This window comes from Streptomyces sp. NPDC107538 (genome assembly GCF_055657445.1).
Genome location: NZ_JBVKAY010000011.1, coordinates 120,239 through 144,949 on the forward strand (window position 1 = coordinate 120,239; position 24,711 = coordinate 144,949).

At 73.6% G+C, this 24,711-nt stretch carries 10 protein-coding genes; 6 read left to right on the forward strand and 4 right to left on the reverse strand.

From position 1 onward, the window contains the following. The first annotated feature begins 681 nt into the window (after positions 1-681). A complete protein-coding gene (locus ACZ7MG_RS32045) occupies positions 682-1,995 on the forward strand; it encodes a sensor histidine kinase (RefSeq protein WP_471381484.1) in 1,314 nt (437 codons plus the stop codon). Further along, the gene (locus ACZ7MG_RS32050; protein ID WP_471381486.1) at positions 1,911-2,522 is read left to right on the forward strand and encodes a response regulator transcription factor; all 612 of its coding nucleotides are present in this window, start codon (positions 1,911-1,913) and stop codon (positions 2,520-2,522) included. The genes ACZ7MG_RS32045 and ACZ7MG_RS32050 overlap by 85 nt, the downstream gene beginning before the upstream one ends. 36 nt (positions 2,523-2,558) lie before the next feature. Here ACZ7MG_RS32050 and ACZ7MG_RS32055 read toward each other — a convergent pair whose 3' ends face one another. The 3 genes from ACZ7MG_RS32055 to ACZ7MG_RS32065 form a co-directional block, all read right to left on the reverse strand. Further along, positions 2,559-3,338, reverse strand: coding sequence for an SDR family oxidoreductase (locus tag ACZ7MG_RS32055; protein ID WP_471381489.1), 780 nt, complete (start codon positions 3,336-3,338; stop codon positions 2,559-2,561). A 214-nt stretch (positions 3,339-3,552) separates the two neighbouring features. After that, a complete protein-coding gene (locus tag ACZ7MG_RS32060) occupies positions 3,553-7,437 on the reverse strand; it encodes a type I polyketide synthase (protein WP_471381492.1) in 3,885 nt (1,294 codons plus the stop codon). After that, a complete protein-coding gene (locus tag ACZ7MG_RS32065) occupies positions 7,430-16,318 on the reverse strand; it encodes an SDR family oxidoreductase (protein ID WP_471381495.1) in 8,889 nt (2,962 codons plus the stop codon). The genes ACZ7MG_RS32060 and ACZ7MG_RS32065 overlap by 8 nt, the downstream gene beginning before the upstream one ends. A 500-nt stretch (positions 16,319-16,818) precedes the next feature. On the opposite strand from ACZ7MG_RS32065, the gene ACZ7MG_RS32070 reads away from it, so the two are divergent. The 4 genes from ACZ7MG_RS32070 (at position 16,819) to ACZ7MG_RS32085 (ending at position 22,819) form a co-directional block, all read left to right on the forward strand. Then, on the forward strand, positions 16,819-17,526 hold the full coding sequence (locus ACZ7MG_RS32070; protein WP_471381758.1) for a thioesterase II family protein: 708 nt from the start codon (positions 16,819-16,821) through the stop codon (positions 17,524-17,526). Continuing rightward, positions 17,523-18,347 (forward strand): SDR family oxidoreductase, encoded by an 825-nt coding sequence (locus ACZ7MG_RS32075; RefSeq protein ID WP_471381496.1) that lies wholly within the window; start codon positions 17,523-17,525, stop codon positions 18,345-18,347. The genes ACZ7MG_RS32070 and ACZ7MG_RS32075 overlap by 4 nt, the downstream gene beginning before the upstream one ends. Positions 18,348-18,421: 74 nt before the next feature. Further along, positions 18,422-21,451 (forward strand): amino acid adenylation domain-containing protein, encoded by a 3,030-nt coding sequence (locus ACZ7MG_RS32080; RefSeq protein ID WP_471381498.1) that lies wholly within the window; start codon positions 18,422-18,424, stop codon positions 21,449-21,451. 60 nt (positions 21,452-21,511) lie between these two features. Further along, complete coding sequence (locus tag ACZ7MG_RS32085; RefSeq protein ID WP_471381499.1) at positions 21,512-22,819, forward strand: phthiocerol/phthiodiolone dimycocerosyl transferase family protein; 1,308 nt, start codon at positions 21,512-21,514, stop codon at positions 22,817-22,819. Positions 22,820-22,882: 63 nt separating this feature from the next. Here ACZ7MG_RS32085 and asnB read toward each other — a convergent pair whose 3' ends face one another. Continuing rightward, positions 22,883-24,706: an asparagine synthase (glutamine-hydrolyzing) gene (gene asnB / locus ACZ7MG_RS32090; RefSeq protein ID WP_471381502.1), complete on the reverse strand. Its 1,824-nt coding sequence runs from the start codon at positions 24,704-24,706 to the stop codon at positions 22,883-22,885. Between the last annotated feature and the right edge of the window lie 5 nt (positions 24,707-24,711).

Below are 24,711 nucleotides of genomic sequence, written 5' to 3' on the forward strand. Positions count from 1 at the left end.
TGCCGCGCGGCCCAGTGCTGCTTTCACGAGTCACCACATGAATATGTCATGGCATGACTCAAGCGGTACCGGAGGGCGTTATGTCCATCGACCGGTCGGGTTCCGGTCATCTGCTGGACATCCTGTCCATAAAAGCGCGATCCGTGCGCAACGGTGACGTGGCTTATAACTTTCAAGATCTTGCACGAACGCTTCACAGCCCGCCATCATGGACGCCATGAGCGTCCCCCCACTCGGTGCCCCTATTTCTGGCATGTCGGAATTATCTCCGCGTGGTATGTACCAGAATCAGGGTCATTTGTTTGCCCATTGCCCCAAGGCGTCGCAGTCGGCCCGCCCGGGCGCATATGCCATCGGTGACACGCGCCACTTTCGAGCCCTTCGCGTGGTTGCCGCCGGAACCCGTTGGGCATGGACTTTGTGGAGCGAGCGGAATGCCGGGGCGCCTCCTCGGCTTTCGCCGACGCATTTTCGTTGTGCCCTGACCAATTCATTTCCTCGCGGGAAACCAAACGCCGTGGACCGTCTTCGACACGGCGGAAGTCCCGCATCGCGCGGCACGCTCAACGCATGGCCGCTGCCGCACCGCGCAACGGGCGGCGCTCGTGAGGAGACGACAACGTGGGTGCTGCCCGGGGCGTGGGAAGGTGCGTCGGCGCCTCGTACAGAGCCTTTCGCAGGGTGCGCGGGTGCTGTCGGCCGGGTGCGCTGAGCCGGCTGCCGGACCACGACCGCCGCGCGTACCGGCTCACACGGATCATCACCGTGGTCCCGCTGGCGTGGATCGCGTCGCAGAGCCTGCTCGACACACTGGCCGAGCGGCCCCGGCCCGCCCCCGTCGCCGCCCTCTTCGCGCTCTTCGCCCTCGTGTTCGCCGCCCAGTGGGCCGTCGTGACGGTCGGGGCGCGGTGCCGGACGAACGGACTGCTCCTGGCGATCCTCGGCGCCCAGGCCGCCCTGACCTATCTGCCCGTCCTCTGCTACGGCGCCTTCTGGGCCCGGATGACGGGGCCGCTGGCCGCCTCGGTCCTGCTGGTCAACATGCGCGGGGTCCGGCTCGTCTGGTCCCTGGTCGTCGTCAGCGCCCTGGGCATCACCTGGACGGAGATGCCGTTCCACACGGCGGTCGGGTACGCGCTGTGCACGGGGCTGACGGGATGGATGGTCTGGGGCTTCAGCCGGCTCTCCGCTCTCGTGGTCGAGGTGCGCGCCGAGCGGAGCGAACTCGTCAGGGCGGCGGTGGCACAGGAGCGGCTGCGCTTCTCACGTGACCTCCACGACCTGTTGGGGGGCAGTCTGTCCGCCGTCGTCCTGAAGGGGGAACTGGCCCACCGACTGGTTCCCACGGAGGCGGAGCCCGCCCGACAGGAGATCGCGGCGATGCTGGACATCTCACGCCAGGCCCTCACCGAGCTGCGGGTCGTCGCCAAGGGCTACCGGCACCCCCTGTCCATCGCCGCCGAGTTGGAGGCGGTGCGGTCGGTCCTGGCCACGGCCGGCGTGGACGTGACCGTGGTGGCCGATCACGACGGGCTGGACCCGGCGCTCGACGCCGTCCTGGCCGTCGTGCTGCGGGAGGGCACCACCAACGTCCTCCGGCACAGCAGGGCCAGGACCTGCCTCGTGACCCTCACCGTGTCCGCCGGCACCGCACGGCTCGACATGGTGAACGACGGTGTCCTGCCGTCCACCGGTCTGGGCGAAGGCCACGGACTTGCCAATCTCGGCGCCCGCCTGGCGGATCTCGGCGGCCGGAGCACAGCGGGCGTCCACGAGGACGGCCGCTTCCATCTCGTCGCGGAGGTACCACTGCCGCCGTCGCACAGCCGGACGGCCGTTGTCGAAGCAACGGGGGTCAGGGAAAGTGCACCGGCGCGGAGCCGGAGCGCACGGAACGAAAGTAAACGATCATGCACACCAGAATTCTGCTCGCAGAGGACCTCGATCTGGTCCGCGGAGCACTGGCCGCGCTCCTGGAGCTGGAAGCGGATCTGACCGTCGTGGCCTCGGTGAGCCGGGGCGACGACATCGTCCCGACCGCTCTCGAGACCCGGCCCGACGTCGCGGTGCTCGACATCGACCTCCCCGGCACGGACGGGCTCACCGCGGCGACGGAACTCCACCGCAGGCTCCCCAGCTGCAAGACCCTGATCCTCACCTCGTTCGGGCGCCCGGGCATGCTGCGACGGGCGCTGGCCGCCCAGGTCCCGGGGTACCTCCTCAAGGACGCCCCGCCGAGCCAACTCGCCAAGTCGGTGCGCGCGGTCGCCGCCGGACAGCGCGCCATCGACCCCGAACTGCTGCTCGACGCCTGGAACTGCCAGGACAACCCCCTCTCGGCCCGGGAGACGGAGGTCCTGCGGCACGTCGCCCGGGGCGCCGACGTCGGCGACATAGCGAACTGCCTGTGTCTGTCCAAGGGAACCGTGCAGAACTACCTGACCTCCGTCGTCACCAAGCTGGGCGCCCGCAACCGCATCGACGCCGTCCGTATCGCCTACGACCAGGGCTGGTTGCCCTGAGCCGGAGCGCCCGGTCGGTCCGGCGGGCCGGAGCGGTCAGATGCCCAGGAGCAGCCCGCCGCTCGCGTCCACGCACTGGCCCGTCACCCAGCGGGCGTCGTCGCTCGCCAGGAAGGCGACCACGTCCGCGATGTCCCCGGGCTCGCCCAGCCGGTTGAAGACGGAGAGGGACTCGTAACGCGCCCGTATCTCGGGCTGCTTGAGCGTCGGGTTGATCCCCGTCTCCGTGATGCCGGGGCAGACCGCGTTCACGGTGATGCCCCGCGGGCCGAGTTCCTTGGCCAGCGTGCGGGTCAGCACGTCCGTCGCGCCCTTCGACATCGAGTAGGCGATGACCCAGGAGAAGGCGACACGGGTGACCACCGAGGAGATGTTGACGATCCGGCCGCCGTCCCGCAGCCGGCCGAGGGCCTCCTGCACGATGAAGAAGGGGGCCTTGGTGTTGACCGCGAAGACCCGGTCGTACTCGGCCTCGGTCACCTTCGAGATCTCCACCGGGAGCGTGATGCCCGCGTTGTTGACCAGGATGTCCAGCCCGTCCCCGGCACCGTGCCCGGCCAGCCCCGCGTCGAAGGCCGCCCAGAGCGTGGCCGCGTCACCCGGCACACCGAGTTCCGCGTGGACGGCGAAGGCCCGCCCGCCCGCCGTGACGATCTGCTCGACCGTCTCCTCGGCGGCCCCCGCGTCGTGCCCGTAGTGCACCGCGACCAGCGCGCCCTCCGCCGCCAGCCGCATCGAGACGGCCTTGCCGATGCCCCGGCTGCCGCCCGTCACCAATGCCGTTCTGCCCGAAAGCCTGCCCACTGTGGTCCCCATTCTCCGGCGTCCGCGGGCAGCGCCCTACGGCACGCGATCGGTACTTCGGATGGTGGTCGGTACGTCGGATGTCGATGGCCGGCGTCGTCCCGTCCGGTTCCTCGACGTCGTTTCACTCAAGGAGGAGTGCCGGGGCGGCCCTCGGAATCCCCCGCCCCGTGCGACAGCGGCGTGAGCCACGCCATACCGGCGGGGGACAGCCCGTGTCGTCCCGTCAGTTCTCGATCGCTCTCAGGGCGGACGCCACCACCTCGCCGATCCGGGCGATCGGTTCCGGCTCGGTCATCTCGTAGTGCCCGCACGGCACTTGGTGGTCGTCGATCACACCGTCGACGTACGCGCTCCACTCCTCGGCCTTGTCCGGCGCGTCCGACGGATCGTCCGAGCCGCCTGCCCCGGCCGCACCGCCCACGGCGCTGAAGAACAGGACGTCGCCATGGAACACGTCGAGGCTGAACTCGGGCGCGATACGGAGGTTGTTGTGCATGACGCGGGCGATGGCCGCCGCCTCCTCGCCCGTGACCTCCGCGCCCGGTGCCGGGCCCGAGGAGTCGAGCAGCCGCAGCAGGGCGGCGACGTCGGCGGGCGCGTCGGCCGGCGGGTGGACGCCGGTCAGCCGGGAGATCAGGGCCGCCACCTGTCGCTCGGCCACCTCCGGCGCCGGAGGATGCAGGTGCAGCAACGGCGAGTCCAGCATGGCCAGCAGCTCCACCCGCTCCCCTTCGCCCTGCAGCGCGGTGGCCATGGCGTGGGCCACCATCCCGCCGTAGGACCAGCCGAGGAGCCGGTAGGGGCCCTCCGGCTGGATCTCACGCAGCAGCCCCAGGTAGAAGGCGACCATGTCCTTCGCATCGGTGGCGGGCGGCGCGACACCGTCCAGCCCGCGTGCCTGGATGGCGTGCACCGGCTGCCGTTCGCCGAGATGGGCGAGCAGACCGGCGTACCGCCAGCCGATACCGCCACCGGGGTGCAGACAGAACAGCGGGCGCCGGTCGCCCTCCGTGCGCAGTGGGAGGACCGGGGCGAAGGCGTCCCGGCCGGCGCCGCGACGGCCCGCGCGGTCCAGCAGACCCGCGACGGTGGGGGAGGCCAGCACCGCCGAGCCCGGCACGTCGAGCACGCCCGCCCGGCGCAGCCGCCCGGCCAGGATCACCCCGCGCATGGAGTCGCCGCCCAGGTCGAAGAAGTTGTCGTGGACACCGATCGGCTCCACCCCGAGAACCTCCTGCCACTGCTCGGCGACCGTGCCCTCCAGATCGCTGCGCGGGGCGACGTACGGCGTCCGCAGATACGGCCGGGGAGCCAGGGAACGGGCCGACGGCCCGGCGGCCGAGGGGATCTCGGCGGTCGGGGCGTCCGCGCCGTCCACGGTGTGCGGCGGCGCGGTGCCGTCGGCCGCGGGGCGCGCGGAGACCCGAGGCGGGTCGATCCAGTGGCTCCGGCGGTCGAAGGCGTAACCGGGCAGCGGAACCCCCGGCCCGTGGTCCACGGCACCGCTCAGCGGGGTGAGATCGGCCGGGACACCCGCTGTCCACAACCGGGCGAGCGCCTCGGTGAAGACCTCGACGTCGGACCGCGCGGACTTGGCGTGCCGCATCGTGACGACCGTGGTCGGCGCGGCCTCCGGCAGACACGCACGGGCCAGCTTCGACAGCGTGTCCCCGGGGCCGACCTCCACCAGCAGCGGCCCGCCACGCTCCCACAGGGCGGCGACACCGTCGGCGAAGCGCACGGTCCGGCGGAGCTGGTCCACCCAGTGCCCGACGCTCGTCGCCTGCTCGTCGGTGACCCAGGTGCCGGTGGTGTCGGTGACATAGGGGATCCGGGGAGGGCGCAGGGTGACACCGCGTACGGCCTCGGCGAACTCACCGAGGATCGGGTCGAGCAGATGGGAGTGGGCCGCGAGCGCCAGCGTCAGCCGGCGGTGCGGGACCTCCTCGGCCAGCAGCCGCCGCTCCAGCGCGGCCACCGCCGCCTCGTCCCCCGCGACCGTACAGGCGTCCGGCCCGTTCACCACGCTGAGCGAGAGCCCGCCGGTCAGCCGGCCGCGCAGCTCCTCCTCGCTCAGCGCCACGCTGACGGTGGCGCCCCCGGCCGCGACCATCAGCCGCGCCCGCTCCGCCACCAGCGGCAGCATGTCCTGAAGGTCCATCACCCCGGCGAGACAGGCCGCGGTGTACTCGCCGAGGGAGTGGCCGATCAGGGCGTCCGGACGGACCCCGCGCTCCATCAGCACGGTGGCCAGGGCGTACTCGGTGACAACCACCGACAGCAGCCCCAGCACCCCGGGGTCGGCGGTGCCCGAGCCGTACAGCGCCTCCCGCAGATCCCGGCCCAGCACCGGCCGCAGGATCCCGGCACAGTCGTCGACGACGTCCCGGTACGGGGCGCAGTCGCGGTACAACTCCGCGCCCATACGGGGGTAGTGGGCGCCTCCGCCGGGCAGCAGGAACGCCGTACGCGGGGGCCGGACCGCGCCCTCGGCGGGGGTGTCGGACAACGGCGCGCGCATGGCTTCGACGGCGCCCACGCCGCTCTCGACGACCACCGCGGCCCGATGCGGCATCGCGGGGCGGCGTGTCCGCAGGGTGTGGGACACCGCCGCCAGATCCGTACCGGGGTGGTCCGACAGATACCCGGCGAGCCGGTCGCCCTGGCCGCGCAGCGCGCCGGGGGTGCGGGCCGACAGCGGCAGCACCTGCCACCGCGCTCCGGGGGCCTCCTCCGGGGGCGCGGGCCGCTCCGGTGCCGGCGGCGCCTCCTCCAGGACGACATGGGCGTTCGTCCCGCCGATACCGAAGGCGCTGACCCCCGCGCGGCGCGGACCGCTCCCGGCCGGCCACTCCTCCAGTTCGGCCGGCACCCGGAACGGGCTCTCGGCCAGGTCGATCAGCGGGTTCGGGCGCCGGAAGAGCGCGACCGGCGGGATCTGCCGGTGCTCCAGGACCAGTACGGCCTTGATGAAACCCGCCAGCCCGGCCGCCGCCCCGAGATGACCGATGTTGGGCTTCACCGACCCCAGGGCGCAGAACCGCCTGCGGTCGGTGGTCTCCCGGAACACCCGGGTCAGCGCCTCCACCTCGATGGGGTCACCGAGGCTGGTGCCCGTGCCGTGGGCCTCCAGATAGCCGATGGAGTCCGCGTCGACACCGGCCAGCGTCTGGGCCATGAGGATCGCCTCGCACTGCCCCTCGGTGCTGGGCGCGCTGAAACCCACCTTCCGACGGCCGTCGTTGTTGACCGCCGACCCCTTCACCACGGCCCTGATCCGGTCCCCGTCCGCCACGGCGTCCGCCAGACGCTTGAGGACCACCACGCCCACCCCGTCGCCCGGCACGGTGCCCGCGGCCTCCGCGTCGAAGGCCCGGCAGCTGCCGTCCGGGGAGAACACACCGCCCGGGACGTGCTGGTAGCCGAGCTTCGCCGAGGGGTTGACCGAGACCGCACCGGCCAGCGCGATGTCGCAGGAGAGGTTCAGCAGGTCCTGGCAGGCGGTGTGGACTGCCACCAGACCGGTGGAGCACGCCGTCTGCAGCGACAGACTCGGGCCCGTCAGCCCCAGTTCGTACGAGACCCTGGTGGCCAGCGTGCCGAGCGAGTTCGCGGCGGTGGTGTGCACCAGCTCCACCGAGCCGGGCCGGCCGGCGAACCTCGGGTACACGTGGGACGCGTAGTAACGGCTGTCCCCGGCACCCGCGTAGACCCCGATCGTCCGGCCCTCCCGGTCGGCCGCGTACCCGGCGGCCTCCAGCGCGTGGTAGGCGCACTCCAGCAGCAGCCGCTGCTGCGGGTCCACGATCGCGGCCTCGGCGGGGCTGTAGCCGAAGAAGGCCGCGTCGAACAGGTCGATGCCCTCGACGACCGAGGCGCGGCGCACCAGGGACGGGTCGGCCAGGTCCGCCGGGTCCCCGCCTGCGGCGAGGAACTCCTCCTCGCCGACCGGGCGTACCGACTCCCGGCCGGCGGCGATGTTCTCCCAGAACTCCTCCACCGTGTCGGCGCCGGGGAACCGCCCCGCGAGGCCGATGACGGCGATGTCGTCGTCCGAGAATGCGTCGGACCCGTCGGACCGGTTCTCGTTCTCCGGCGTGTCAGTCATCGCCGTTGCCCCCCTTGTTCTGCCGAACGGTCCTGTTCCGTGCGGAGCGTTGCCGCTGCGCCTGCTGCCGGGCGCGTGCCAGGGCACCGCCCTCCGCCGGTGCCGGCGCGGGCACCGGCACCCGGTCGGCGAGGTGCCGGGCCAGCGCCTCCACCGTGGGATGGCTGAACAGGTCCACGACGGTGAGGTCGCAGCCCAGTTCGCGGTTGACCTCGGTCATCGCACGGACCAGCAGCAGGGACGTGCCCCCGAGGTCGAAGAAGCTGTCGTCGACAACCACCTGGTCGCGGTCCAGGACCCGTCGCCAGACGCCGCACAACGTGTCCTCCAGGACCCGGCGCCGGTCGGCGTCCGCGTCGGCGGGCCGGACGGCGGAACCGCCGGGTGACGCCCCGCCGGCTTGGGTCCCGGCCGTGCGCAGGACCCACCGGTCGCCCGCGCCCGACAGCCGGGCGCCCTCCTCGGCGGCCCGGTGGAGCGCCCCGAGGTCGGTGCCGTCGCGCAGCGCCACCCGGGCCGCCGGCCGGTGCACCGGCCGGGCCGGGCCGTGGAGATGGCCGCGCACCCAGGGAGCGCCCCGGTCGACGCCGATCAGGACGTGCGGCTCGTCCAGCGACCGGGCGAGGTCGAACGAGCGCAGCGCGGCGCCGTGCTCCAGGACCCGGTAGCCGCGCGCCTCGGTCAGCGCCCTCAGCCCGTAGCCCCGGCTCATGCCGATGTCGTCCCACATGCTCCAGGACAGACTGTGGGCGGCCGTCCCGTTGCGGCGGCGCTGATACACGGCCAGGGCGTCGAGGAAGGCGTTGGCGGCGGCGTACGCGCCGGTCATGGAGCCGCCGAAGAAGCCGTTGACCGAGGAGAAGGAGAGGAACGACGACGCCGCGCACTCCTCGGCCAGCCGGTGCAGCACCCAGCCGCCGGTGACCTTCGCGTCGAGCGCGGCACGCCATTGCCGCAGGTCGTACTCGGCGAGGGGCTGCTGGTCGAACGTGCCCGCGAGGTGCACCACCCCCGCCAGCGGGGCCGACCAGGCGGCGGCGGCCTTGTCCACCACGGCGCGCACCTGCGCGGGATCGGTGATGTCGGCGCACGCGTAGCGCACCTCGCCGCGTGCGCGCAGCCTGCGGTACGCCTCGACCCGGCGGGCCGTCTCAGCGTCCACCGCCGGGTCGTCCCCGGCGTGCTCCGGCGGGAGTTCCGTGCGGCCGACCAGCAGCAGCCGGGTACCCGGTGTCCCGAGCAGGCGCTCGGCGACCAGGGGTGCCACGCCGCCGAGCCCACCGCTCACCAGAAGGAACCCGTCGGACGCGCCCGGCCCCCTGCGCGGCAACGGATCCGGCAGCCGCCCCAGCCGACGCACCCAACGCTCCCCGCCCCGGTACGCCACCTCGCCATCGGTCACCGGACCGCCCACCTCGTCGAGGATCAACTGGGCGGCTTCCCCGTCGTCGGCGACCGGGACGTCCAATCGGCAGGCTTCCAGCCAGGGCAGCTCCTCGCGCAGGCTCTTCAGCAGGCCGCCGGCGGCGGCGTGGAGGCAGGAGGGGTGGTCCTCGGGCAGGACGTCCTGGGTTCCGCCGGTCACCAGGTGGAGGCTGACCGGGCGGTCCGGGGTGCCGCCGGCCGACAGGGCCCCGGCCAGGCACACCAGGCTGTCGGCGCCGTCCCGCTGGGCCTCCCGCAGGTCCTCCACCCGGTCGGGCTCGTCACCGCCGGCGGTCAGCGACCCGAGGTGGATCACCGCGTCCACCGGGCGGCCGTCCGCGGCCAGGGCCGCGAACAGCGCCTCGTAGTCCTCGGGACGGTCGACGCGCACGTGGTAGCGGGCCAGGTCGACGCGGCGGAACGCGTCGGCCGCGGTGACGACCGTGCACAGGGCACCGCCCCGCCACAGCCGGACGGCCACCGCCGCGGCGACCCGGGCGCCGAGCGCGTCCCGCCCGGCGAGCACCAGGGTGTGCCGCGCGGGGGACGCCGTGTCGTACGGACGCCGCACACGCTGCCACACCGGGCGCAGGAACCAGTCCGGTACGGTCGCCGCGGTGCCCAGCAGCACCTCCGTGCGCCGTACGTCCTCGTCGAACTCGCCCGCCTCGAAGCGGGTGCGCAGTTGTGTCCGCTGGATCTTGCCGATCTCGGTCTTGGGTATGGTCCCCGGCTCCACCGGCACCAGATGGGCCGGGGTGATCCCGATCTCCCGGGTCACTTTGCCGCGTACCGTGCGCAGCGCGTCGGCCAGGTCGGTGCCGGGGAGGACGTGGAGGAACAGGGCGAGTTCGTCGGTGTCGGCCGCCGGGTCCGGGCGCACCGCGCACGCGGCCGTGAACGACCGCTCCACGAACGGCAGTTCCTCCACACAGGCCTCGATCTCATGGCTGTAGTGGTTGACGCCGTTGATGATGATGACGTCCTTGGCCCGGCCCGTGATGTACAGCTCGCCGGAGCGCAGGAAGGCCAGGTCACCGGTGTCGAACCAGCCGTCCTCGGTGAACGACTCGGCGTTCTTGGCCGGGTTGTCGTGGTACCCGGAGGTCACCGAGGTGCCACGGACCTGGAAGTGCCCGACGGTGCCCTCCGGCACGACCTCGCCCCGGTCGTCCACGACCCGCATGGCGAACCCGGGGTAGGGCAGCCCGCAGCTGACGAACTGGCCCTCGTCCACCGCCGGTTCGGCCGGCAGCACGGTGTCCGTCACCACCGAGCAGGTCTCCGACATCCCCCAGCCGGGACGCACGACCGTCGGCGGCAGCCCGAACGGCGCGAGCACCTGGAGGAAGCGGCGGACGGTGGCGGCCACCACGACCTCGCCGCAGTTCATCACCATGCGCATCGGCGACAGGTCCCACCGGCGGTCGCCCATCCGGTCCGCGTGCTCGACGGGCAGCCCGAAGGCGAAGTTGGGGGCCCAGGTGACGGTCACCCGGTGACGGTCCGCCAGGTCCATCCAGCGCAGCGGATCCTGCAGCACCCAGGACGTGGGCGCGTGGACCTGCCGGCAGCCCAGGTACAGGTCCCGGAGGTGGAACATCACGACGCCGGTGACATGGTCGAGCGGGATCCAGTTCAGCGACACGTCGTCCTCCGTCAGGCCGTTGACCTGTGCGGTGGCCGCGGACCGGGTGAGGACGTTGCGGTGGTTCAGCTCGACCGCCTTCGGCAGGCCGGTGCTGCCGGAGGTGAGCAGCATCAGGATCAGGTCGGTCGCCCGCGCGGGATGCCAGTCGCTGTCGGCGGGCCCGGAGCGCAGCGCGTCCGCCGTGGTCAGCCGCGCCTCGGCCCACGCACGCCGGCCGGCGAGAGCGCGCAGCCCGTCCTCCAGCGCGGCCGAGGTGACGATCCAGGGGCGGCCCAGCATCCGCCAGACGCCCTCCAGTTTGTTCACCGCCGCCGAGTCCTCCCCGTAGGAGGCCGGGACGGTCAGCGGCACGGTGACGAAGCCGCCGAGGATGCAGCCCCACAGGACCGCCAGGAAGTCCTCGGTGTCGTCGCACTGGAGGATCACCTGGTCGCCGGGGCGCAGCCCCAGCCCGCGCAGTCCGCCCAGGACCCGGGACGCCTCCTCGGCGAGGCTCGCGTAGCTGCGGCGGACGGTGCTGCCGTCGGCCCGGACATGCACCACCTCGGCGTGCGCTCCGCCGGCCGCCGCCCGGCGCAGGGCCTCCGCCCAGGTCCGCACGGTCGGCTCGGTCAGCGGGGGCCCCTCACTCACGGAGGGAACCGTCTCCCGGGCCGTACGACCCGACGCCGGGTCCTCGGACTTCTCGGGCGCCGTGGTGGTGCGTACGGCGGGGCCGGAGGCGGCGGGACCCGCGTGCAGCCGGCCCAAGGGCTCGGTGTCCTCCTCCAGTTCCACCGTGACGGTCTCCACGCCCGGCACCGCCGCCAGCGCCCGCCGCCACCGCTCCGCCTGCTCCGTGCCGATCCTCGGCAGCCGTGCCGCCGCGGCGGTGTCCAGGGCCCCGTCCGCGGTGCGGGGCAGACCGGAGACGGCCACGACCCGTGGTGCCCGCCCCTCCGGGGCCGTACGCCCGAGTGCTTGCTCCGCCTGCCGGGCGGCGTTCGCCCGGGTGGGCACGGCCAGCACGGTCGGCCGGCCCCCGTCGCCGTCGCCCGGGGGCAGCGCGAGGCACTCCCGGATGCCGCCCACCGCGAGCACCGACCGTTCCAACGCCCGCGCGTCGAAGGGCGGTTCGTCCGCCTTCGTGGTCGTCGGCGGCCGGAGGCCGGGGTCGGGCAGTCCGCTGATCCTCAGGTCCGGGTCCGCCGCCACGGCGGCGAGCGTCTCGTGCAGGCCCTCGGCCAGCCGGAGCGCCGTGGCCTCGTCGAACAGGTCGGTGTTGTACTCGACATGGCAGGTCAGCCCGTCGGGTGCGGCGTCCGCGCCCCGGCGTTCCGTGAACTCCACGAACAGGTCGAACTTCGCGGTGCCGGTGGCGGTCGGGTGCAGGGCGGCCTCGTCGCCGCCGAGCCGGAGGACGGCCTCCGTGTTGTTCTGCAGTGCCAGCATCACCTGGAACAGCGGGTGCCGGGCGGCCGTGCGGGCCGGGTTCAGCTCCTCCACCAGCCGGTCGAACGGCAGGTCCTGGTGGTCGTAGGCGGCCAGGTCGAAGGCCCGCACCCGGGCCAGCAGGGCGTGGAACGCGGGGTCCCCGGAGGTGTCGGTGCGGGTGACGAGGGTGTTGGTGACGACGCCGACCACCTCGTCCAGGGCCTCTTCGGAGCGTCCCGCGACCGGGGTGCCGAGGGGGATGTCGGCACCGGCGCCGCAGCGGGTGAGCAGGGCGGCGAGGGCGCTCTGCAGGACCATGAACAGGCTGGCCCCGCCGGTGTCGGCCAGCCGCAGCAGGGCGTGGTGGAGGTCGGGGCCGACCTCGACGGTCAGGCCCCGGCCGCGGCGGCCGGGCACGGCCGGACGGCCCCGGTCGGCCGGCAGCGGGATCTCCTCCGGCAGACCCGCCAGGGCCTCCTTCCAGAACACCAGTTGCCCGCCCATCGCGGTGGCGGGATCACGGAGCCCGTCGAGCAGCCGCTCCTGCCACAGCGTGTAGTCGGCGTACTGGATCGCGGGCGCCGCCCGGTCCGGCGCCCGGCCCTCCAGGCGGGCCGCGTACGCCGCCGAGAGGTCCTCGGCGAACGGCACCAGCGACCACCCGTCGGCCGCGCTGTGGTGCAGGACGAGGACCAGCGCCCGGGTCCCGTCCCGGGGGCCGTACAGCCCCGTCCACAGCGGGATGTCCCGGGTCAGGTCGAACGGGCGGCGCAGCGCGGCGGCGACATACGCCTCCACCTCCTGGGCGGGGCAGTCCACCACCTCCAGCTCCGGGCGCACCGTGCCGGGCGGGCGGATGTCCTGGTACGGCGTGCCGCCGTCCTGCGGCAGGAGGGTGCGCAGGCTCTCGTGCCGGTCGACGACGTCCGCCAGGGCCGCCCGCAGGGCCTCGTCGACGACGAGACGTTCCAGCCGTACGACTAGCGGCATGTTGTAGGTCGCGGCCGTGGTGTCGACCTGGTTGAGGAACCACATGCCCTGCTGGGCGGAGGACAGCGCGATACGGTCCCCCCGCTCGCCCGGGTCGACGGCCACGAGCGCCGGCCGTACGGGGGCCGCCGGGGCGGACGGGAGCGACAGCCGGGCGGCGATCCGCGCGGGGGTGGGCTCGGTGAAGAGCGTCCGCAGGGACACCTCGGCGCCGGTGACGGTCCGCAGCCGGGTCCGCAGCCGTGAGGCGAGCAGGGACTGTCCGCCGAGGTCGAAGAAGTCGTCGTCCGGGCCGACCGCGCCCGCGGGCAGCCCCAGCAACTCCTCGAAGAGGCGGCAGACCGGGGCCTCGGCTCCGGTGACGGCGCCACCCGGGGCCTCGACGTCGGCGGCGGCCAGCGCCTTGCGGTCCGGCGAGCCGTCGTCGGTCAGGGGGAGGGCGTCCGTCAGCACACAGGCGGCGGGCACCATGTGCTCCGGCAGGATCTGCGCCAGATGCGCGAGCAGTTCCGCCCGGGTCGGGCGGCGCCCGGGTCCCGGCACGGCGTGGGCGACGAGCACCCGGCCGCCGGTGCCGGGCCGGTCGTGGGCGACCACGGCGGCCCCCGCGACGGCCGGATGCCGCAGGAGCGCCGCCTCGACCTCACCGGGCTCGACGCGGAACCCGCCGGTCCGCACCTGCTCGTCGGTCCGGCCGACGTACTCCGGGCCGTCGTCGGCGCACCGGCGGACGAGGTCACCGGTGCGGTACAGCCGCCCGCCCGGCCGCCCGAAAGGATCGGGGACGAAGCGCTCGTCGCCGGGCTCGGTGCGGGCGAGCCGGGCCCCGGCCACGTACAGGTCGCCCACCCAGCCGGGCGGGACCGGCCGCCGGGCGTGGTCGAGGACGTAGAGCCGAGTGTCCGGCAGCGGGGTGCCCAGAACACGGCGGTCCTCGCCGAACTGCTCGCGGGTCAATCGCCGGAAGGCGACGGGCCCCGTGGTCTCGGCGTCGCCGTACAGGGCGACCAGGACCGGGGCGTCGTCACCGAACCGGTCGACCCACGGCTTCAGGTCGGCCGGGCGCGGTGCCTCGGACGTGAGGAGCAGATGACGCAGCGCCAGTGGGGGAGTGCCGGGCCCGGAGCCGCCTGTGCGTGCCTCGTCGGCCCGGACCAGTGCGGGCAGGGCGGCGGAGGGCTGGTGGAGGACGGTGACGCGCTCGCGGCGCAGCAGGTCCAGCAGTTCGTCGGGCGACCGGGCGGTGTCGTGGGCCACGACGACCAGCCGGCCGCCGTTCAGCAGCGCCCCCCAGACCTCCCCGACGCCGACCGGGGAGGCGCACGAGTGCGTCAGCGCCCACGCGTCGTCCGGACCCGAGGGCACCCGCGCGGCCGACGCCTCGAAGAACCCGATGAGGTCACCGTGCGTGAGGTGTACGGCCTTCGCGCTGCCCGTGGCGTCCGGGGCGTGGAGGACATAGGCCACGGCGTCGGGGGTGAGCGGCGCGCCGCGCTCGGCGGCGGAGAGGCTCGCGGCCGGGTACGCGGACAACTCGCCCTCGGTGGCGGGGTCGTCCAGCACGACGGCGGGGAGGTCCAGGCCGGACAGCGCGTCGGCCGTGCCCGCGTCGGTCAGCAGCAGCGCGGGCGCGGCGGCTTCGGCCCGCGCCCGCAGGTGTCCCGCCGGGTGCGCGGGGTCCAGCGGCAGGCAGGCGGCGCCGGTCTTGAGCACCGCCAGCTGCCCGGCGACCAGGTCCGCGGAGCGGGGCAGCGCCACGGCCACGGTCCGGCCGGGGCCCGCCCCGCGCGCGAGCAGCAGCCTGGCCAGCCGGTCGGCGCGGGCGTCGAGGTCCGCGTAACTCAGGGCGGATCCCTCGTGGGTGACGGCCGTCGCCTCGGGAGCGTGGGCTGTCCGGGCCTCGAAGCGCGCGGGCAGGGTGGCGTCCGGTGCGGCGGGCACCGGCTCGGGAGTCGTGTAGGCCGGGTTCTCGCCCGGCAGCAGCAGGTCCGTCCCGGCGACGGTGAGCCCCAGGTCGGCCTCGGCCAGTCGGTCCAGCAGGATCAGGAAACGCTCCAGGTGACCGGCGAGCACATCCTCGGTGTAGAGCGCCGGGTTGGCGTCGAAGGCGAAGCCCAGGCCGGTTCCGTCGGCGCCCGGCCGCACGGTGATCAGCAGATCGTCGACCGCGCCGCCCGACAGATGGTGCGGGGTCGCGGGGTGGCCGTCGAAGCGCAGCCGGTGGGAGAACGGGACCAGATTGACGAGGGGGCCGAACAGCCGCCGGTCGCCGCCGAGGAGCCGCACCTCCCGTCGTAGGTCCTCGCCGCGGTACTGCTGGTGCCTGCGGACCGCGCGCAGTTCGCCGTTGGCCGCCGCGATCAGCTCGCCCGCGGTGGTGTCCGGCCGTACCGACAGCCGTAGCGGAAGGTTGTTCGACACTGTGCCCGGGGTCCGCAGGGCGGCCGATCCGAGCCGGCTCATCGTCGTCACACCGAGGATCACGTCCTCGTGCGCCGTCACCCGGTGCGTGTACATCGCGACGGCCGCGAGCAGCAGTTCGGTCCGGCTCGCGCCCACCGCGGACGCGGCGGCCGAGAGCCGTTCGGCGGCCGACGCCGACAGCGCCGCCGTACGCCGTACGAAGGCGGGCGACGGCGGCGCGGTGCCCTCGGTGAGGGTGACGGCCCCGCGATGGCCGGCGAACCGCCCGGTCCAGTAGGCGCGGTCGCGCTCGAACCGGTCCGAGGCCCGGTAGGCGGCCTCCTCGTCCAGGAGCGTCCGCACGGGGGCGAACGCGGTCCCCGGCACCTCCTGCCCGGCCGCGAGCGCGCTGTAGATCTCGGCGGTCCTGCGGAAGACGAGCAGATAGCCGTAGCCGTCCAGGAGGATGTGATGGGCCCTCATGAACCACAGGTAGCGGTCGTCGGCCGCCTTGAAGAGGGCGTGGGTGAACAGCGGGCCCTCGCCCATGGGCGCGGCCGTGGCGCGGTCGGCGCGCATCCACTCCTCGGCCGCCGCCGTGGGATCCGGCGCGGCGCTCACGTCCCGCGTGTGCAGCACCCAGTCGTCGGTGGGCGCCGGTACGCAGCGCGGCCCCTCGGCCGTGTCGACGAAGCGCAGCCCGAACGCCTCCGCCTCGGTGACGGTGCGGCGCAGCGCCGCCTCGAACAGGTCCGTGTCGACCGGCCCGTGGATCTCCAGGTACTCGCCCGTGTTGTAGGCCGGGCTTCCCGGGTCGAGCTGCTGCGCGTACCAGATGCCGCTCTGCGCTCCGGTCAGGCCCAGCGGCGCGGGGTCCCGCACGGCCCGCGGCGCGGCGTCCCGCGCGGACCGCGGTGCGGTGGCCGGGGTCGCGGTCGGCTCGGAAGCGGGCCGCCGCGGCGATGCGGAAGCGGTGGATCCGTCTGCGTCTTGGAGCACGGTAATCATCCTCGTCAGACAAATGGACGAACGGCCTGCGCGGCTTCGCACGCCGTGGAGCGATGACACGGGGCCCTGACGGCCCACCGCGGCAGGAGCCCGCCGACCGGTACGACGGACCGCCTCCCCCCGGCCCGCCTCGCCCGTCGGCGGGTGCGCGGGCAGCCAGCTTCGGTACCCCGGCTAGAGCACCGGTCAAGAACCGGTGCAGGGCCGCCGAGCCGGCTACGCACCGGCCGTTGCGCCGGGCCCCGCCGTCCGGCCGGGCCCCGCCGGTCCGCACCCGGCCGTCTCCAGGCAGGCTCCAGAGCCGTTCGAGCAGGCCCGCGCACGGTGAGGGCGCCTCGCGCGCCGCGGCGGGCACATCGCCGCGCACCGGCAGCGAGCGGAGGGCACCGTGGCCCGGTCCGCCGTGCCCGCCGTACGGACCACCCGTCGCCCGCGGACGTCACCCCCCGACCGACAGCCTGTACAGGCGACTGACAGGAGCCATGCCCACCATGACCGTCCCGCTGTTGTGCTTCCCCTTCGCCGGAGCAGGCGCGAGCTTCTTCACCCCGTGGCAGCGCTACGACCTGAAGGCCACCCGGATCCACCCCGTCCAACTCCCCGGCCGGGAGCGGCGCCTGGACGATCCCCCCTTCCCGGACGTCCGCACCGCCGTCGAGTCGCTCGCCGGCGAACTCCTCGCGGACGCGGACCTCGCGGCGGGACCGGTGGCCCTCTTCGGCCACAGCTTCGGAGCGGTCCTCGCCTACGAGATGGCCCGCCACCTGCGCGAGGTGAGGGGGACACCGGTGGCCCACCTCTTCGTCAGCGGTTCGGCCGGCCCCACCACCAGGCGCGAGGCCGGTGCCACCGGACTCCCGGACGACGAATTCCTGGCCCGGGTCCGGGAGTTCGCCGGATACGACCACCCGACCCTCCAGGACCCGGAGCTGCTGGAACTCCTGCTGCCGACCCTCCGCGCCGACGTGGAGCTGCACGAGGCGTACGTCCCCACCACGGACGAACCGCTCGACGCGCCCCTCACCTCCCTGCGCGGCCTGGACGACACCCTCGTCTCCGCCGGGCAGGCCCAGCAGTGGGAGACGGCCACCCGCTCCGGGTTCCGCTTCGAGGAACTGCCCGGCGGCCACATGTACCTGACCGAGTACCCGGGCCCGCTGCTCAAGCTCATCGACGACGAACTCAAGGCCTGGGCATGAGCCCGCGCGGCAAGACGGTCATCGTCACGGGCGCCGCCCGGGGCATCGGCCGTGCCTGCGCCGAACTCCTCGCCGCCGCCGGCGCCGACCTGGTGCTCGTCGACGTCCCCGACGACCTCCCCCTCGTCCCCTACCCCCTGGGCACCGAGGGGCAGTTGGCCCACACGGAGAAGCTGTGCCGCGCGCACGGCGCCACCGTGCTCTCCCACCCGGCCGACGTACGGGACCTCCGCGCCGTCGAGGCCGCCGTCGCCGCGGCCGTCGCACGCTTCGGACGCGTCGACGCCGTCGTCAACAACGCCGGTATCGCCGCCCCCTCGGGCAAGGCCGTCCACGAGATCGGCGAGGACGAGTGGAGCGTCATGCTGGACACCGACCTCTCCGGCGCCTGGCGCATGACACGGGCCGCCGGCGAGGTGATGACCCGGCAGCGCTCCGGCAGCATCGTCAACATCTCCTCCACCGCGGGCCTGGTCGGCTACCGCAACTTCGCCGCCTACGTCACCGCCAAACACGGACTGATCGGCCTGACCCGCGCCGCCGCCCTCGACTACGCGCCGCTCAAGGTACGGGTGAACGCGGTGTGCCCCGGGTCGGTACGGGACGACCCGGTGCTCGAAGGACGCATGCTCTCCGAGATCGCCAAGTCCCTGGACGTGCCCGTCGCCGAGCACGAGGAGATCTTCGTCCAGGCCCAGCCCACGAACGAACTGGTCGAGGCCGGTGACGTCGCCGAAGCGGTGCTCTGGCTGGTCGGCGACGGCTCACGCGGCGTCACCGGCAGCGTCGTCACCGTGGACGGCGGATTCACGGCCAAGTAGGCACCGCGGCACCCCACTCGCACCTCACGAACCGCGCCCGCACACCGGCACGGCAGCCCAGACAGGGAGCCCAGATGTCAGCGGTCCTGACCGCCTACGAGTCGTACGCCGCACTCCCGCCCACCGAGCGCTCCAAGCCCCTCGACCAGCACGCGGTCGTCCTGAGCGGTGGTCCGCGCGTGACCCCGGGGGCCCTCGCCGAACGCCTGCGGGACGTCCTCGCCGGGTGCCCCGTGCCCGAGGAGCGGGGCACCGGCCCGGCGGTACGGCACGGCGTCGGGGAGACCGGTGCGGTGTGGCTGGAGAACGTGCCGTACAGGTCGGACGACCCCCGGGCGATACAGGCACTGCACCGGGAACTGCTGCGGCCCGTACCCCGGTTCGGCCCGGCACCGGTGCGCCTCGTGGTCCTGCGCTGCGAGGACGGCGATCAGCTCGTCCTCAGCGCGGCCCGCTGGTGTCTCGACCGGGCGTCCCTCACCTCGGTCGCCCGAGCCGTGGCCGACGACCCCGACGGCCCGGGGCGACGGCTGTGGTGGGATCTCCCGGCCGCGCGGCCGGACGAGGGGGCGGGTGCCGGCGCCTGCGGCCGTGCGGCGCAGCGCTTCACGGTCCCCACGGTGCCGGATGCGCCGAGGCTCCGCGCCGCCCAGCTGGCCGCGGTCACGTACACCGCGATGCGCTACCTGGACCGTACGGACGTGACCGTGGGCGTGGTGCGGCGCCGCCACCGGAGTGCCGCCGTACTGGGCGCGACGGAGGAGGCCGTACCGCTGACGTTGACCGGTGCCGGCACGACGGGTGAGCTGCTCGCGCGGGCGCGGACCGCCCTCGACGACCTCGACCCGCCGGGCGACGGCCCACAGCAGCCCGGGGGTGGCTCGGCGCGGATCACGGTGGCGTTCGACGAGGAGCACCCCGGCCCGGACTCGGACTCCGACCTCCCTGGCCACGACGTGGCGTACTTCCCCGGTATGTGGCCCGGAGCGCCCCTCGTCGTCCACTGGCTCGGCGAGGAAGCGGTGTGCCTCTTCGACGAGAGCCGCTACGGCCGGGAGCTGGTCGAGCAGTTCTGCGGACACCTGGCGGCGATCCTTCGGGACCTCCTCGAACAGCCGCCCGCGACTCCCGTGGACGGCCTCCGGCTCCTGGGCGACGACGAGGACGCCTCGATCCGTGCCCTGGCGGACGGCGGCCCGCTCGACGCCGAACCCCGCTGTGTCCACCACGCGTTCGAGGAGGTCGCCGCCGCCCAGCCGGACGCCGTGGCGGTCACCTACAAACGGCAGACGCTCACCTACCGGCAGTTGGACGCGCGGGCCAACCGCTTCGCCCACGCGCTCAGAGCCCTCGGTGTGGAGGGCGGGGACCGCGTCGGGGTCTGCGTGGAACGCTCCACCGACCTGGTGGTGGTGCTCCTCGCCGTCCTCAAGAGCGGTGCGGCGTACGTCCCCATGGATGTCGGCTATCCCATGGAGCGGCTCGCCTACACGGCGAGGGACGCCGGTCTGCGCCTGGTGATCGGCCCCGGGAAGACCTCGGATCCCGGCATCCCCTCGGTCCGTACGGTGTCCGTGGCCGACCTGGCCCTGCGCGCCGACCCGGAACCGGACACCCCCGTGACCTGCCGAAGCGCGGCAGACCGAACCGATCCCGGCCGGGCCGCTGCCGACCGAACCGACCCCGGACAGCCGGCGTACGTCATCTACACGTCCGGTACCACCGGCCAGCCCAAGGGAGTGGTCGTTCCGCACCGGAACGTCACCGCGCTCGTCGAGGCCACCCGCTCGGACTTCGCGTTCTCGGCGCGTGACGTGTGGTCACAGTTCCACTCGGTCGCGTTCGACTTCTCCGTGTGGGAGATCTGGGGCTGTCTGCTCACCGGGGGACGGCTGGTGCTCGTCCCGTACTTCTCGGCCAGGTCACCGGAGGCGTTCCTGGAGCTGCTGGTGGCGGAGAAGGTCACCGTCCTCAACCAGACCCCTTCGGCGTTCAGCGAACTGGTCCGGCTCGGCAGGCCCGTCGCGGCGAGCGGGGCGGTGTCGGTGCGGCTGCTCGTCTTCGGCGGGGAGGCGCTGGACCCGCGCGTCCTGCGGCGCTGCCTGGACGCGGACGGCTGGTCGGGGTGCCGGTTCGTCAACATGTTCGGCATCACCGAGACCACGGTGCACGTCACGGCCCAGACCGTGACCCGCACGGAGATCCTGCACGGCGACCGCTCGGTGGGCCGTCCGCTGCCGGGCTGGAGCGTCACCGTCCGGGACAGCGGGGGCCGGTTGCTCCCGAGGGGCGTACGCGGTGAGATCCACGTCGGCGGCGCCGGGGTGGCGCTCGGCTATCTCGGCCGCCCGCAGCTCACCGCCGAGCGCTTTGTCGAGGACCCGGTCACCGGTGACCGGATGTACCGCAGCGGAGACGTCGGCAGGCTGCTGCCCGACGGCCGCATCGAGCACCTGGGCCGACTGGACAACCAGGTCAAGATCCGCGGCTACCGCATCGAGACGGACGAGGTACGGGCCGTCCTGCTGGAGGACCCGGCACTCGCCGACGCCGTGGTGATCCCCGGCCCCGACAACACCGGCGGTCTCCGCCTCGACGCCTACCTGATCTTCCGTGACGGCACGGGAACCGCGTACGGCACGGCGGAGGTCCGCGAACGCGCCGCCAAGGTCCTGCCGCAGTACATGCTGCCCAGCACCTGGACGCCGATGGACGAGATCCCCCGCACGATCAACGGAAAGCTGGACGTCGCAAAGCTCCCGGCACCGCGACCCGCCACGGTCACCGCGACCGGGATCGCCCACCCCGTCGGGGACGGGAACGCCCGCCCCGCCGAGGAGGCGTCCGGCCCTCGTACGGACGGGCCATCCGGCCCTCGGACGGACGAGCCCTCCGGCCTGCTCGCGCGCGTGTGTTCGACCTGGAGCGAGGTGTTCGGCTTCACCGTCGGGCCCGACGACGACTTCTTCGGCGTCGGCGGCAACTCCCTGCTGGCCACCCGCCTGTCGGCCGTCTTCCGGGAGAAGGGCCTGCCGCCCCTGACCACCCGCGACATGTACCGCAATCCCACTCCGAGAGCGATCGCCGCACTGCTGGACCGGTGACCGATCGGGCGTTCCGCCTCCCCAGAAAGGCTTCTCCCCATGCGACGCGCGCTATGCCCCGTGGAAAACATCTACGTCGCCCAGCGAAGCAGGGCGCTCCTCTCCTGCGCCCTGCGAGGTCCCGTCGACCCGGCGGTCCTGTCCGCGGCGTTCGACGCGGTCACGGCGGAGCAGCCGCAGCTCCTGACCCGCATCGTCCCGGACGGCGACGGCCATGCCCTCGAACTCCTCCCGGAGGCCGAGCGCCCCCGGCTGCGGGTGCGCACCGGGGGCGAGGAGGTGTACGCGGAGGAGCTCAACACCCCGCTGACGGTGGGCGGACCGCTGACCCGGGCGGTCCTCGTGACCGACCCCGACCCCGGCCAGGAGCGGCACACCCTGTACCTGAGCATCGACCACGTCATCGCCGACGGCCACAGCGCGGTCGCCCTGCTCAACACGGTCTGGGACCGCTACCGGGAGCGCGTCGGCGGAACCCCGGCCCCGCTCCCGCCCGTGGCCGGGTTTCCCGAGCCCCTGAGCACCCTGCTGCCCCCCTCGGACGCGGCGGACACGGCGAAGCACCTGGAACAGCGGCTGGAGCAGATCGGCCGCCACCCCGCCGAACTCGTCCCGTACGACGTGCCGCCGGCGCAGGCCGCACTCGACGGGCCCGACCACAGCGCGCCCGAGGAACCCCACCGCATCGAAGTCCGGCGGCTGCTGCTCGACACGGAACGGACCGCCCGGCTGCGTGAACGGGCCCGCGCGGAAGGCGTGTCCGTGCACAGCCTGATCAGCGCCGCCGTGCTGCTCGCGGCCCGCGGGCGCCTCGACGGCACCGACCCGCGTCCGCTGGGCTGCCTGTCACCGGTCGATCTGCGCTCGCGGCTGTCACCGCCGGTGCCCGCCACCGTCATCGTCGCCGCGGTCACCATGCACCTCCAGGTCCTGCCCGTCGGCGAGGAGACCGACGTACTGGAGCTGGCGCGCGAAGTCGGCGACGGCCTACGGGACTTCCTCGACCGGGGCGCCCACTTCCAGGAGATGCGGATCATGCCGTCGACCCGGCAGCATCCGACGCTCCACCTCGGCACGGTCATCGTCACCAACATGGGACCCGTGCCCGGCCCCCGTCTCCCGGAGGGCACGCGCGTCACCGACGTACGGCTCGCGCCCGCCCGTGAGAACTACTTCCCGCAGGCCGGCCGCAGCCCGGTCATGGCCTGCGTCGCGACGTTCGACGGCCGCCTCGCCATCGAGTTCCCGCACCACACCGCCTGCTTCAGCCGGCCGTTCATGCGCGAGCTGGCCGACGAGGTCCACACGACTCTGCTGGCGCTCGCCAAGTCCGACGAGGAGCCGCACCCCGGCGGCATCGCCGTCTGACCCCGCACGACCCGAGGACCGCCGCCGGGGTTTCGGCCCCGACGGCGGTCCTCTGTCGGCCGGTCAGGACAGCTTGACGGTCGGGCGGTAGAGGTCGAACCAGACGGCCAGGTCGAGGACCCGCTCGATGGCGTCACGCCCGTCCCGCGTCATGGTCTCCGGCTTCCCGCGTACGGCCCCGGTGAGGGTCGCCCGGTCGAAGAACTCCACCGCGCGGTGGTCGTCCGCCAGGAGCTGACCGGCCTGGCGCTGCACCTGCGCGAGATAGCTCAGCTCCTGGGTCAGCGGATAGCTCGCCTTGACCCGGTCCGCCACCGAGGCCGGCAGCGTGTCGCGCACGGCCGCCCGCAGCAGGCTCTTCTCCCGGCCGTCGAACGCCTTCATCGACCACGGCGTGTTGAAGACGTACTGCACCAACCGGTGGTCGCAGATCGGCACCCGCACCTCCAGCCCGACCGCCATGCTGATCCGGTCCTTGCGGTCCAGCAGCGTGCCGAGCCAGTTGGTCACATGGACATAGCAGAACTCCCGCATACGGCGCTCGTGCGCGTCCTCACCGGGCAGGGACGGCACGCGCGCGACCGTGTCGGACCAGCGCTGCGCCCAGAAGCCGGGCAGGTCCAGGGTGTCGTGCGTCAGCTCCCGGTCGTACGTCCTGGCGGGCTGCGCCGCCGTCAGCCACGGGAACATCGCCGTCTGCTGTACGGCGGGGACATGGAACCACGGGTAGCCGCCGAACGTCTCGTCGGCGGACTCACCGGACAGGGCCACCGTCGAGTGCTCGCGGATCGCCTTGAACAGCAGATACAGCGAGTTGTCGCCCTCGCCGAAGCCGAACGGAAGATCCTGGGCCGCGATCACGGCCCGGCGTACGTCGGGGTCGGCCAGCTTCTCGTGGTCCAGCCGGATGTCGCTGTGCAGCGTGCCGACGTGGTCCACGACCTCGCGGGCGAAGGGGGCGTCCGGCGAGGTGCGGAACTCGTCCCCGCGGAAGTCGTCCGCGTCCTCGAAGTCGACCGTGAACGTCCGTGCCCGCCTGCCCTGTTCGCCCAGCTTCCGGGCGGCCAGGGACGTCAGGGCGCTGGAGTCCAGACCGCCGGACAGCAGCAGACACAGCGGCACGTCCGCGACGAGCTGCCGGGCGACGCTGTCCTCCAGCAGTTCACGGACCCGGCGTACGGTCGTCTCCGTGTCGTCGCGGTGCTCGTCCACCTCCAGCCGCCAGTAGACCCGCTCGCGCACCCCGCCCCGGTCGACGATCAGCATGGTGCCCGGCTTGACCTCCCGTATCCCGCGCCACGGGGTCCGGCCCGGTTCCTTGACGTAGCCCATCATTTCCCGGAAGCCGTCCGCGTCCACCACGGCCTCCACGGCGGGGTGGGCGAGGACGGCCTTGGCCTCCGAGCCGAACAGGACGCCGTCCTCGGTCTCGTATACGTGCAGCGGCTTGATGCCCAGCTGGTCGCGCAGCAGGATCAGCCGGTCCTTCCGGCCGTCCCAGATGCCCAGCGCGAACATGCCGAGCAGCCGGTCGGCGACCTCCTCGCCCCACTCCAGATAGCCGCGTAGGACGACCTCGGTGTCACTGGCGGTGCGGAACGCGTGGCCGCGGCGCCGCAGTTCGTCGCGCAGCTCCCGGAAGTTGTACGCCTCACCGCTGTACGTCAGCACCACCGGACCCTCCGGGGTGTCCACCGTCATGGGCTGGACACCGCCCTCCAGGTCGATGACCGACAGCCGGCGGTGCCCCAGCGCGGCGTGCGACGACACCCAGGTGCCCCCGGCGTCCGGGCCCCGGCAGGCCATGGTGGCGGTCATCGCGTCCAGGGTGGGGCGTTCCTTCTCCAGGTCACGCTGGAAGGCGATCCAGCCGACGATCCCACACATGTGCG